This window comes from Sulfurospirillum sp. (assembly GCF_036802865.1).
Lineage (GTDB): Bacteria > Campylobacterota > Campylobacteria > Campylobacterales > Sulfurospirillaceae > Sulfurospirillum.
This window is the reverse complement of record NZ_DAIRVK010000005.1, coordinates 59,446-72,223: the sequence shown is the minus strand read 5'-3', so window position 1 is coordinate 72,223 and position 12,778 is coordinate 59,446. Positions and strand designations below refer to the sequence as shown.

Here is a 12,778-nt window from a genome sequence, read left to right as displayed (position 1 = left end):
TTATTTTACCACCAAATTAATCAATTTATTAGGAACATAAATCTCTTTAATGAGTTCACTTCCTTCTATCCATTTTGAGACACTCTCTTTACCAAGGACAAGAGCATCTTCTTTAGAAATAGATGTTTCAACTTCAATTTCAGCACGCTTTTTACCATTAACAGTAACAGCTAGTATCATACTATCTTCTACAAAAACTTCTTCTTTCATTGCAATTGGAGCTAGATTAGCGCATCCAAAAAGTGATTCACTCATTTCCCAACATATATGCGGAACGATTGGCTCTAAGATATTAAGCAATACAAAATAACCTTCTGACCAAACAGCGGAATCATTTTGATCACTGAGTGCATTCAATGCTTCCATTGATGCGGCAATCAGCGTATTAAAGGTATATGTGCCTTCATAAATCTCATTGGATTTTTTGAGTGCTTCGTACACTTTTTTACGTGCATACTTAGACTCTTTAGAGAGTGTATTATGATCAATAATAGGAAGCGTTTTACAGCTTAGAGCATTTTCACTCTTTTGTGCAAAACGTTTTAAAAATCTAAAAGCTCCTTCAACAGCACTGTCATTCCATTCAAGCTCTTTTTGAGGAGGTGCTGCAAAAAGAATAAAAAGTCGTGCAGTATCGGCACCATACGTTTTAATGATAGCATCCGGATCAACCGTATTGCCTTTAGATTTGCTCATCTTAGAGCCATCTTTAAGCACCATACCTTGTGTCAAAAGATTTGCAAATGGCTCGTCACAACTTACATAACCTAGATCACGCAATACTTTTGTGAAGAAACGTGAATAAAGAAGGTGCAAAATGGCATGTTCAATACCACCAACATACTGATCGACATTCATCCAGTAATTAGCACTTTCTTTATCAAACGGTGCATCATTCCATAATGATGGATCTGTGGTATAACGTAAAAAATACCAGCTGGATTGAAAGAATGTATCCATAGTATCGGTTTCACGGATTGCATCTTCACCACAACAAGGGCATTTTGTAAATTTCCATGTTGGGTGTTTATCGAGTGGATTACCCTCACCTTTGATTTCTACGTCATCAGGAAGCGCAACAGGCAAATTTTCAATTTTTTCAGGAACAAGTCCACATTTAGGACAATGAATCATCGGGATTGGAGCACCCCAGTAGCGTTGACGGCTAATACCCCAGTCACGAAGTTTGTAATTAATAACTTTTGTACCAATTTTTTGAGCTTCAAAATGAGCGATAATTGCTTTTTGTGCGCTTTTAGAGTCAAGCCCTGTAAATTCACCTGAATTAACAAGTGTACCATAGTCAGTTGTTGCAGCTCTTCCATCAAAAGAAGTTGACGTTTCAATACTTTGAGTAATCGCTAAATCATACTTTGTCGCAAATTCAAAATCTCTCTCATCATGTGCAGGAACAGCCATAACTGCACCCCCACCATACTCGACTAAGACAAAGTTAGCCACCCATACAGGTACATTTTTTCCTGTTAAAGGATGAATGACATCGAGTTCTAAGCTTACACCCTCTTTTGGGGCTTGCGCACGATCACGAGCACCCACACTTTGCATCTTTTTAATTTGAGCAATTTTATCTTCACTCAATAGCTTATGCTCAATCAAATATTTAACAATGGCATGTTCAGGAGCAAGCGCTGAATAGCTTACACCATAAATAGTATCAGGGCGAGTGGTAAAAACTTTATAGCTTGTAAATTGATTACCAAGTTTTGCTTTTGAAGCATCACTAAGGGTGAAGTTAAATTCCAAACCTTCACTGCGACCGATCCAGTTTTCTTGCATTGTCAAAACTTGACTTGGCCATCCCTCTCTTAGCTTTTCGCAATCATCAAGAAGTTCTTGTGCATACTGTGTAATTTTAAGGTAATAACCTGGCAGTAGTCGTTGTTCTACGGGATTGTCACATCTCCAACAGCAGCCCTCTTCAACCTGCTCATTTGCAAGAACAGTTTGACAGGTATTACACCAGTTAAGTGTGGCACTTTTTTGATACACCAATCCTTTATTAAACATCTCAATAAAAATACGTTGCTCATGCTTGGTATAAAGCACATCGCTTGCGGCAAACTCTCTTTTTTTAGAGAAAGAGAGACCTAAAGAGGCAAGCTCTTTGCGCATATAGTCAATATTTTCATACGTCCATTTCTTCGGATGAACACCATGTTTAATCGCAGCATTTTCTGCGGGCATACCAAAACTATCCCAACCGATTGGGTGAAGAACATTAAACCCATTTTTACGGTAATGACGTGCAATTGCATCGCCAATAGTGTAGTTACGAACATGTCCCATGTGGATACGCCCACTAGGATACGGAAACATACTTAAAATATATTTTTTCTTTTTACTCATATCAACAAGAGGTTCAAACGCATTGGTTTGATCCCACGTTTGTTGCCATTTTGTTTCAAGTTCTAAAGGATTGTATTGCATCGTCTCTCCATCAAATTAAACGGTACCTTTTTCATACTGTGAGCGCATTTTCACTCTTTCGATCTTATTTTTTTCTTTGAGTGCAATTCTGTTTTTATATTCTTCAACACTAAAACCAAGAACCTTTAAGAAAGGAGCTGAAATAAAGATCGAGCTGTAACTTCCGATAATAAGGCCAATAAGCATCGTGAAGCTAAATCCATGGATAATCTCTCCACCAAAGACATAAAGCATAACAACCACAAAAAATACGGTTAAGACTGTTAAGACCGTTCGTGAAAGTGTTTTAGAAACAGAGGTGTTAATGACATGCATTAAATCCATGTCTTTGGTACTTTTTAGCTCTTCACGAATACGATCATAAATAATAATGGTATCGTTAATCGAATAACCAATAAGCGTTAAAATGGCCGCCAAAACGTCCAAACTCATTTCAACATGGAAAAGAATCAGAACACCAATGGTAATGGCAACATCGTGTAATAACGTAATAATTGAAGCAACAGCAAACGTCCATTCAAAACGAATCGCGACATAGATCATAATGCCTAACATACTCAATACTGCCGCCATAATGCCTTTTTGTCTGAGTTCTCCACCAACTTTTGGTCCTACGATATCCACTTTACGGACATCAAATTTACCAGTGTCACTCAAAGTTGCTCTAACTTTGTCACCTACATCTTCGCTTACACCACCCGTTGTTGAGGCAAAACGAATTTGAATCTCTTCAGGAGATCCAAACTCTGTAATGAGTGCTCCTGCAAAAATCTTATCTTTGGAAAGATCTTCTCTGATTTTGTCAATAGGTGCTTTTTGTTCATATTTGAGTTGAACAATGGTACCGCCTGAAAAATCAATACCGTATTCAAGTCCTTTTGTAAAAAATAAAATAGCTGAAAAAAGTGCTAAGGAAAGTGTCGTTACAATAAAAAAACGACTAACTTTCATAAAATCATAAGTTCTATTTTGTGAAAAAAACTCCATTAATGACTCCTCTTCATACCAAACCACAAAGATAGGTTTTTACTTTTTTCAATACGAGGCATCAAAAATTGATAAATGCCATGTGTTCCTAAAATAGCTGTTAGCATAGAAACACTAATACCAACGGCTGTCGTAATTGCAAATCCTTTAATCGGTCCTGTTCCATAAACATACAAAAGTACTGACGTAATGATCGACGTAATGTTACTATCTAAAATAGCACTCATCGCATTTTCATAACCATGTTCAATTGCCTGTCCCATAGGAACTCCTTGCCGTAACAGTTCCCGTATACGCTCATTAATAATAACGTTTGCATCCACCGCCATACCAATGGTTAAAACGATACCAGCCATACCTGGAAGAGTTAACGTCGCCCCAAAAAGAGCCATAATAGAGATCAATAAAAAAAGATTCACAATCAATGCGATGTTGGCAACAACGCCAGCTAAACGGTAATAAAAGAGCATAAATCCTGAAACCAACACAAAGCCTGATATTAGGGCAATCAAACTCGCTTGAATACTATCAGCACCCAAAGAAGGTCCAATACTTCGCTTTTCAAGCAATGTAACAGGCGCTAAAAGTGCACCACTTCTAAGTGCGATGGCTACGTCATGAGCCTCTTTAACACTAAAGCCACCACTGATTTGACCACTTCCCCCACCAATACGTTCGCGAATAACAGGATCAGAATAGACTTTATTATCTAAAACAATCGCTAAACGGTTGCCAATATTATTGGTCGTAAAATCACCAAAGATTTTTGCACCCTCAGAGTTAAGTGTAAAGTTAATGACCGGTTGATGCATATCGCTAAATGCTACTTTTGCATCGGTTAACATACTACCATCAATGATAGGAATTTCTTTAAGAATATGACGAATATTATCACCACGTGCATCACTTAAAATCACATCACCGTATTGAGATGCTTCAGAAGGACTCATGGTGTTGGCACGATCACGCTTTTTCTCATCCACTGCCATAAGTTGCAAGTGTGCCGCTTTTGCGATCAACTCACGTGCACGTTGTTCATCTTCTGCTGTTTTAATGCCAGGAAGTTCTACAAGAATTTTATCGTTACCTTGTTTTGCAACATTTGGCTCTGATAAACCAAATTGATCTAAACGATTACGGATTGTTTCTACTGCTTGAGAAAGCGCATATTCTTTAATAAGCTCTTTTTCTTTATCATTCAAAGAGAGTGTGTAATGAAGTGCTTCTTTTGAAACTTGCAAACCACTAATCGTTTTTAGCATCTCATCAATTTTTTTCTCTTCATCTTTGTCAAGAAGTGTAAAAGAGAGCACCTCTTCATCAAGACGAAAGTCATCAATAATGATGTCACCGCTTTGTGCAAAATATTTGATACTGGAAGCAATAGATTTTACTTTAGATTTAATAGCTTCTTCGGTTTGAACACCTAAGAGCATGTGAAGACCGCCTTGAAGATCAAGACCTAAAGCAACTTTAGACCCTTTTTCAGTTTGCAAAAAAGTAGGCATTGACATGCCCACTCCAAATATAATTGCAATGAGAAAAATGACTAAACGATAATTGAATTTACCACTAGGCATCGATTTTCTTTGCAATATAATCTCTTGATACCTTTACCATGATACCTTCATCATTAAGCTTAACTTTGATAGAATCCTCTTCAGATTTTACAACCTCACAGATTAAACCACCACTTGTAATGACTTTGTCGCCTTTTTGAAGAGCATCAATCATTTCTTTGTGTTTCTTTACCTGTTTTTGTTGTGGTCTGATCACTAAAAAATAAAAAATCGCGAAAAGAACAACGAGTGGAAGTAAAGAAGAGAGTAAACTTGCAGAACCTTGCATGGAAATCCTTTGTGAAAAAAAATTTAGACATTTATTTTACCCGCATTTACATAATAAAAGCCTTTGTTATCGCACTACTCCTTTCTGCGTTTATTTACCTCAGTTATTTTGAAATTACCTTTCGACTCCTCAATTCACTCTTAGCTATAGCAGGCTTCTACCTTCTATTGGGTGAAAATAGAGTGGTTTGGTTTTGGAGTGGGCTTTTTATTGGTATTCTGTGGTTTTACTGGATTAGCTTTAGTTTTGTTTATTACGACTTAAGCTTTCTTATTCCCTTTGTCATATTTGGTATAGCGATTGTTTACGCTCTTTTATTTTGGATTATTGGGCGATTGGGCAAAACAATTTATATACAACTACCGTTACTTTTTGGCGTCAGTTTTGTTGATCCATTTGGGTTTAACTGGCTTAAACTAGAAGTGATACTCATTGATACCTATTTTTCAATAACGCCTTTTTCTTTTGGACTTTTTTTGAGTGCCATTGCACTTTTTAAAGCACTTCCTAACTGGCGTAAAAGTCTTGCGATTATTCCACTTATTGCATCACTCTCGTTTACGACACCGAATGTTCTACCACCACAAATCGATGTTGCCATACCTACCATGCATATCCCACAATCACAACGTTGGGATGCGGCATATCAGAAGCAAGCCATTGATCTCAATTTTGCATTAATTGAACAAGCCATCATGCAAAATAAAGAATTAATTATTTTTCCAGAGAGTGCTTTTCCACTCTATCTCAATCGTGCGCCTGCTTTGGTGGATGCACTCAAAAAGTATTCGCATAAAATTACTATCGTAACAGGTTCTTTAACCTACGAAGAAGACCAAGGATTTTTCAATTCTTCATATCTCTTTGAAAAAGGTGAAATGCAAATAGCCCATAAAATCGTTCTTGTCCCCTTTGGTGAAGAGATTCCTTTTCCTGAATTTCTTGTCGAAATCATCAACAAGCTTTTCTTTGATGGTGCAAAAGATTATCAAAAAGCCAAAGTACCGCAAGATTTTGTCATTAACAACATCCCCTTTAGAAGTGCTATTTGCTATGAAGGAACGAATGAGAAGTTATTTGAAGGAAGCCCTAAGCAGATGATTGTCATCAGCAATAACGCTTGGTTTAGCCCATCATCTGAGCAAACACTGCAATATTTACTTTTACGATTGTATGCTAAAAAATATCAAACAGTGATTTATCATAGTGCCAATAGTGGCAAAAGCGGCATAATATTGCCTTAAAGGCACTCTTTTCAGTGCCTTTAAAAGCTTTAGATATAAATTATTTTTTAAGTGCTTTAAAGAGCTCTAGACTATCTAATTTTTCCCAAGGATAGTCACTCTGACCTACTTGTCCACGTGCTGCAACGTCTGCATACAAGAACGTTTCACTGCTTGGTTTATCTAAACCAAATTTCTCAGTAATCCAACGTGGTGTTAAGCTAAATGTTTCAAGCACAAAGCTTGAGAGCTCATCATCGCTCAGGCTAGTGTACGTACCAGAGGTATCAACAGCAACAGAAACTGGTTTTGCTACACCAATCGCATACGAGAGTTGAACAGAGCATTTTTTAGCAAGACCTGCTGCGACAATATGTTTTGCAATCCAACGTGCTGCATACAAACCACTACGATCCACTTTGGTATAATCTTTACTGGATTGTGCACCACCACCAATAGGTGAATAACCGCCAAAACTATCAACGATGAGTTTACGACCTGTTAATCCTGAATCGTGAAGTGAACTGTGGTTAACATAACGACCTGTTGGGTTAATATGAATAATCGTGTCATTTGGATCGTAAAGTTCTGTTGGAAGACCTGTATCATCAATAAGACCTTTAATCAAAGCCCTGACTTCCTCAATTGGCATCGTTTCAGTAGATGGAGCGGAGACAACAATGGTATGAATTTTTTGAGGTTTGCACTCTTCAAAATTTTGTTTGGTACCGTAATCAACGGTCACTTGTGTTTTAATATCAACGCCAAGCTTATGGTTATGTTTCAGTGCATAGTTATACACTTTATCACATAACATACGTGCATACGTAATTGCTGCTGGCATAAAATCAGCCGTTTCAGATGAAGCAAATCCAAACATAATGCCTTGATCTCCAGCACCAATTTCGCCACTTTCTTGGTCAACACCTTGATTAATGTCGCTACTTTGCTGATTGAGAAGTACTTGCACCTTCACTTCATCAGGGAAAAGGCATTGCTCTTTGGTAAAAGCGGACTTTCCATCGTAACCGATTTTAATCAGTGCATCTTTGACGATTTTTTCGTAATCTGCAAAAGAGAGAATACTCTTAGTATTCACTTCTCCACCGATGATAACATGTTTACCTGCAACAAAAACTTCACTGGCTACGCGTGAGTTTTTATCGGCAATGATGAGTGCATCAACAATACTATCAGCAATAATATCTGCACATTTATCAGGATGTCCTGGGCTTACAACTTCAGAAGTGAAGAGGTAGTGTTTTGTGTGTTCCATTTTTGTTTTCCATTTCTTTGTTTTCCAGCAAAAGCCTAAACCTCTGCATTGTTTTCCATCCTTTTGTTTTCCGTTTATGGTTTCAAGAAGAGACGAAACATAAAATAAAATTAAAAGTTTGAATAAGAGCTCCTATGAGCCCACCGCTTAGTAACAAGAGTATAATACTCTCTTTCATATAAAAATTTCTTTGATACCGATATTATTATGAAATGATTAGATTCCATAATCCAATACTTACAAAAGAGAACATGATTCCAAGAGCTAAAGCATTGATAAGAAGCTCTCGGTTCAGTCCTCCCCTTATACCAAATACCACTGCCATTGTCATCGGAGGCATCGCTGTTTCTAAAAAAGTTACTTTGACCCAATCAGCTCTAATATCGGCAAAAAAGTAGAATCCAATGAGCATCAAAAGTGGAGCAATAACCATCTTAAGACTCAGGGCAATCATATTCTCTTTAAAGTAGAGTGATAAGGTGCGAAACTCTAGCTTCATACCTACAATAGCTGTTACTAAAGGAATCAATGTGGCTTGAAATTTGTCGAGTATTGTTTCAACAAGTGGAGAGAATTCTGCACCTTGAAAGCCAATCGCAATAACAATAGCTAAAAGTGGCGGTGAAAAAACCACCTGTTTTGCCACGTCTCGTACACGCTGCTCCTTTCCCCCACCCCATGCAATAAGTGGTATTCCAAACGTCATCAAGGCAATAAACGTACCAATTTGATCGTAAACAAGAGCATAGCTTACTGCATGCAATGAATAAAATGATTCGATGTACGAAAACCCGACAAAGCCTGTATTTCCAAAACCTACAATAACCATCATAGTCACGAGGTTATTTCTATCCATTTTCAAATAACGCCCTGCCAAATAACCCAGAGCTAAAGAGAGTGCCATCGTAATGTAAGCAATCAAAATAATTAAAAAAACCTCATGGCTAAACGTCATATGGCGTATTTTGGAAAGGGCTAAAGCAGGAAGTGAAAAATAGATCACAAACTCGGTCAAAGCCTCTGAAATGTCATGTTTGATTTTTTTAAAAACATACCCTAAGGCAACAAAGATAAAAACGGGAGCTACTTGTTCAATCATCATAAACTTCTTTTACATATAAAGGCAAAAAAGGCGCAAAATCACCACGGTTTCGTAGTACAATTTTCTAAAGCGTTTTCTAACATACCTAAAAATTTCTCGCGTGAAATGACGCACGCACCTAACGATTGGAGGTGATCGGTTGGTAATTGGCAATCTATAAAATCGCCACCTAACGTTTTTACTTTTTCACACAATCCCACTAAAGCAGCCTTAGAGGCATCTCTTTTTGTTGAAAACATCGACTCTCCACAAAAAACACCGCCTAGGTAAAGTCCATACAAACCTCCAACCAAATTTTCCTCAAAATAACATTCAACAGAATGAGCAAAACCTTTTTCATACAAAGCACAAAAAGCCGCAATCAACTCTTCGCTAATCCAACTTTTTTGCCCTTTTTCAACTCGTGTCTGTAAACATAAACGCATCACTTTTTCAAAAGCAGTGTCATAGCGTATCTCATAATTTTTCATGCTTTTGACTAAACTTTTGGAAATTTTGATGTTTGAGGGAAAAAGAACAAGCCTTGGATCGGGAGACCACCAAAGGATGGGATCACCCTCATTAAACCATGGGAAGATACCTTGAACGTAGCCTCGAAGTAAACGCTCAGGTTTCAAGTCACCTCCCCATGCTAAAAGCCCCTCGTCACTTGCCGCCAAAGGATCAGGAAAGGTGAAATCCCTTGGATGTAACTGAGGAATAAGAATCTTAGTTTGCACCGCTGTATTCAAAGACCATTTTTTTAGATTTGTAGTCTATTTTACATACACCACCATTTTTGAGTTTTCCAAAGAGAACCTCTTCAGAGAGTGGTGTTTTTATTTTTTCTTGAATGACACGACGCATCACACGTGCACCCATCTCTTTGCTATATCCCTCTGCTGCAAGCTGTTTTTTAGCAGCAAGGCTTGCAACAATTTCGACATTTTTATCTTTAAGCTGATCGGTAAGTTCACCTAAAAGTTTATCTACAACATTAATCATCACAGCTTCACTGAGTGCAGCAAAATGGATCACTTCATCCAAACGGTTTCTAAACTCAGGAGAGAAGAAATCTTTAATGGCATGATCAGTTCGGCTATTTTCACTTTTTGTAAAGCCCATGGTTGGGGCTTCTTTTGTACCAAGATTGGACGTCATGATGATGATAACATTGCGAAAATCAATCTTTGTGCCATTGTTGTCGGTCAAGGTTGCACTATCAAAAATTTGAAGCAAGATGTTCAGCATATCAGGATGCGCTTTTTCAATCTCGTCTAAAAGCAATACGGTATAAGGATGTTTTTTAATTGCTTCGCTCAGTTGTCCACCCTCATCAAAACCCACATAACCAGGAGGTGCTCCAATGAGACGACTGACGGTATGTTTTTCCATATATTCGCTCATATCGTAGCGTTCAAAATGGACACCAAGCTCAAATGCGAGCTGTTTTGCCACTTCAGTTTTACCCACACCTGTTGGTCCTGCAAATAAGAAAGATCCAATCGGTGAAGTTGGATTTCCAAGCCCCGCACGGCTACGTTTGATCGCTCTAACCAAAGCATCAATAGCTGCATCTTGTCCAAAAATCTTCGATTTGAGGTGTGCTTCTAAATGTTGCATCACTTCGCCCTCGTCTTTGGTTACATTGCGACTTGGGATATTGGCAATTTTTGCAAGAACCACTTCAAGGTCACTCATCTCAACCACTTTCTTGCGCTTTTTAGCAAGGTGAAACGACGCACCCACTTCATCAATCAAATCAATCGCAGAATCGGGTAAAAATTTATCGCTGATGTATTTTTTAGCCAGTTCCACAGAGGCTCTTATGACTTCATTAGGGTACTTGACACCATGATGTTTTTCGTAACTACCTTTAAGACCTTTAAGAATTAAGAACGAGTCTTCAATGCTTGGCTCTAAAACATCAATTTTGGCAAAACGACGGCTGAGAGCTTTGTCTTTATCAAAAAAATTGCGAAATTCCCCGTATGTTGTAGCACCAATACAACGAATTTTTCCCGAAGCAAGAGCGGGTTTGAGCAAGTTGGAAAGATCCATTGAACCACCACTCGTGGCACCTGCACCGACTATGGTATGAATTTCATCGATAAATAAAATTGCACCTTTTTTCGCTTCAAGTTCGGTTAAAATTTCTTTAAGACGCTTCTCAAAATCACCACGGTATTTCGTTCCAGAAAGAAGAGCACCCATATCTAGGGCATATACAGGGGTGTCTTTTAAAATTTCAGGAACAACTCCCTCACTGATTTTCTCCGCTAAGCCTTCAACAATAGCTGTTTTGCCCACGCCCGGTTCGCCCACAAGCAGAGGATTATTTTTCTTTCTTCGACACAACACTTGCATGACACGTTTCACTTCATCAGCACGCCCGATGAGAGGATCGATCTGTTTTTGTTTTGCGAGGGAAATTAAATCAAGGGTATATTTTGCCAGAGCGCTCTCTTTTTGTTCTGTGAAGCTTTGCTCTTTATTTTGCGGAGCACTGATTGCGGTTACTTCTTCAACAATGAGAAGTTTATCAACGCCTTGTTGGAATAAGAGCGAAACACAAAAGGCATTACTCTCATCCATCATTGCAATTAAAAGATCAAACACGCTCGCTTCAGACTTGCCCGCACTCTTGACATGCAACATCATTGACTCAACCACACGTGAAAGCGCAACCGTCTCTAAAGGCTCATAATTTTCTTCATTGGGAACAACCTGAGGATTGGCAACAAAGTATTTTTCCATAGAGCGCTGTAAGAAAGTAATGCTCAGCCCACAATTAATGAGAAGCTCAGCCACATGTTCATTGCTTAAGAGAGCAAAAAAGAGGTGATCAACGGTAATGTATTCGTAACGATGCTTCCTTACAAATGCAATGGCATCGTTGAAAACGAAATTGAGTTCTTGACTAACCATAATCTTCTCCTTTTTTACGTTATAACTTTAGAAAAAGAGTTACTCTTCTTCCATGATAGCACGAAGTGGAAATTGTTCCTCTTTTGCCATCTTTCGGACATGTGCCACTTTTGTCTCAGCGATTTCGTAGGTATAAACGCCACAAAGCCCTTTACCCTGTTCATGCACGCTGAGCGTAATTTCGGTTGCTTTTTCAAAACTATGATGGAAAATCTGCATCAGTACTTTAATGACAAACTCCATGCTACTATAATCGTCATTGAGCAATAAAACTTTGTACATTTTTGGCTCTTTGATCTCTATAGCTTCAATCGTTTCGTTTTGAAAGTCCCCTTCTAAATGGTGCATTTATTGCCTCTATTTTGCTGTAAGTTTGTCAATATCTTGTTGGATAATATCTAAACCAACTTTTCCAATATAAAACTTATTTTCAAGATTTGAAGGGTTGTAAATATCGGTTAATTTTTGATACTTACCCTCTTTAAGAACAATTTTAAACGGTACTTGCAATGTTCCCTTATACGCTATGTCTTGAACAATAGTCTCAACGATTTTTTTATTTTTGGGTGAGTTGGTAATGAAATAGTACGCATTGTATTTTGCTGCAAAATTCTCGACCACATACTCATCGCTGACTTCTTCAAAATAATTAAGACCGATGAGCATAACATCATCGCTGTTTTGAAGTTGAAAGTCCATCAAAGAAGGAGCCTCTTCTTGGCAAGGGACACAAAACGTGCCAAAAATATCGATCAAGACAATCTTACTTTCATCATCTTCAATCACAAAACCACCATTTTTACGAAGCAGTGTTAACTTTGCTCCCGAAACACTTTTAAGCTCAACTTTATCGCCCTCTTTGTAGGTCTCTTTGGCTGTAGAAACCGTTGATGTTTCCGAACCACATCCCAAAAACAGAAGTGCTGTCATAACCGCGATTAAACTGATTAATTTTTTCATGTTTACCTCATACTAACTTTTGGTTTA

The 12,778-nt window shown here is 38.0% G+C and carries 11 protein-coding genes; 1 reads left to right on the top strand and 10 read right to left on the bottom strand.

Annotation, left to right across the window (positions count from 1 at the left end; translation table 11 throughout):
- Genes leuS through yajC form a run of 4 tightly spaced genes read right to left on the bottom strand, consistent with a single transcriptional unit; the run spans position 1 to position 5,283 of the window.
- Entirely contained in the window at positions 1-2,448 is a 2,448-nt protein-coding gene (gene leuS / locus V7Q04_RS11020; protein WP_333805150.1) for a leucine--tRNA ligase, read from the bottom strand.
- 15 nt (positions 2,449-2,463) lie between these two features.
- Positions 2,464-3,435, bottom strand: coding sequence for a protein translocase subunit SecF (gene secF / locus V7Q04_RS11015; protein ID WP_333805149.1), 972 nt, complete (start codon positions 3,433-3,435; stop codon positions 2,464-2,466).
- Entirely contained in the window at positions 3,435-5,015 is a 1,581-nt protein-coding gene (secD, locus tag V7Q04_RS11010; protein ID WP_333805148.1) for a protein translocase subunit SecD, read from the bottom strand. Before secD ends, secF begins: the two co-directional genes overlap by 1 nt.
- Complete coding sequence (gene yajC / locus V7Q04_RS11005) at positions 5,008-5,283, bottom strand: preprotein translocase subunit YajC (RefSeq protein WP_333805147.1); 276 nt, start codon at positions 5,281-5,283, stop codon at positions 5,008-5,010. The genes secD and yajC overlap by 8 nt, the downstream gene beginning before the upstream one ends.
- Before the next feature lie 11 nt (positions 5,284-5,294).
- Here yajC and V7Q04_RS11000 point away from each other — a divergent pair, with 11 nt between their 5' ends.
- Positions 5,295-6,527: an apolipoprotein N-acyltransferase gene (locus V7Q04_RS11000; protein ID WP_333805146.1), complete on the top strand. Its 1,233-nt coding sequence runs from the start codon at positions 5,295-5,297 to the stop codon at positions 6,525-6,527.
- Between the two features lie 40 nt (positions 6,528-6,567).
- Here V7Q04_RS11000 and metK read toward each other — a convergent pair whose 3' ends face one another.
- The 6 genes from metK to V7Q04_RS10970 form a co-directional block, all read right to left on the bottom strand.
- The gene (metK, locus tag V7Q04_RS10995) at positions 6,568-7,782 is read right to left on the bottom strand and encodes a methionine adenosyltransferase (protein WP_333805145.1); all 1,215 of its coding nucleotides are present in this window, start codon (positions 7,780-7,782) and stop codon (positions 6,568-6,570) included.
- Between the two features lie 205 nt (positions 7,783-7,987).
- Entirely contained in the window at positions 7,988-8,884 is an 897-nt protein-coding gene (locus tag V7Q04_RS10990; protein WP_333805144.1) for an AEC family transporter, read from the bottom strand.
- 38 nt (positions 8,885-8,922) lie between these two features.
- Positions 8,923-9,603, bottom strand: coding sequence for a leucyl/phenylalanyl-tRNA--protein transferase (gene aat, locus V7Q04_RS10985; protein ID WP_333805143.1), 681 nt, complete (start codon positions 9,601-9,603; stop codon positions 8,923-8,925).
- Complete coding sequence (clpA, locus tag V7Q04_RS10980; protein WP_333805142.1) at positions 9,593-11,791, bottom strand: ATP-dependent Clp protease ATP-binding subunit ClpA; 2,199 nt, start codon at positions 11,789-11,791, stop codon at positions 9,593-9,595. The genes aat and clpA overlap by 11 nt, the downstream gene beginning before the upstream one ends.
- Positions 11,792-11,830: 39 nt before the next feature.
- The gene (clpS, locus tag V7Q04_RS10975; RefSeq protein ID WP_333805141.1) at positions 11,831-12,139 is read right to left on the bottom strand and encodes an ATP-dependent Clp protease adapter ClpS; all 309 of its coding nucleotides are present in this window, start codon (positions 12,137-12,139) and stop codon (positions 11,831-11,833) included.
- A 9-nt stretch (positions 12,140-12,148) separates the two neighbouring features.
- Positions 12,149-12,751, bottom strand: a complete 603-nt coding sequence (locus tag V7Q04_RS10970; protein WP_333805140.1) for a TlpA disulfide reductase family protein — start codon at positions 12,749-12,751, stop codon at positions 12,149-12,151.
- Between the last annotated feature and the right edge of the window lie 27 nt (positions 12,752-12,778).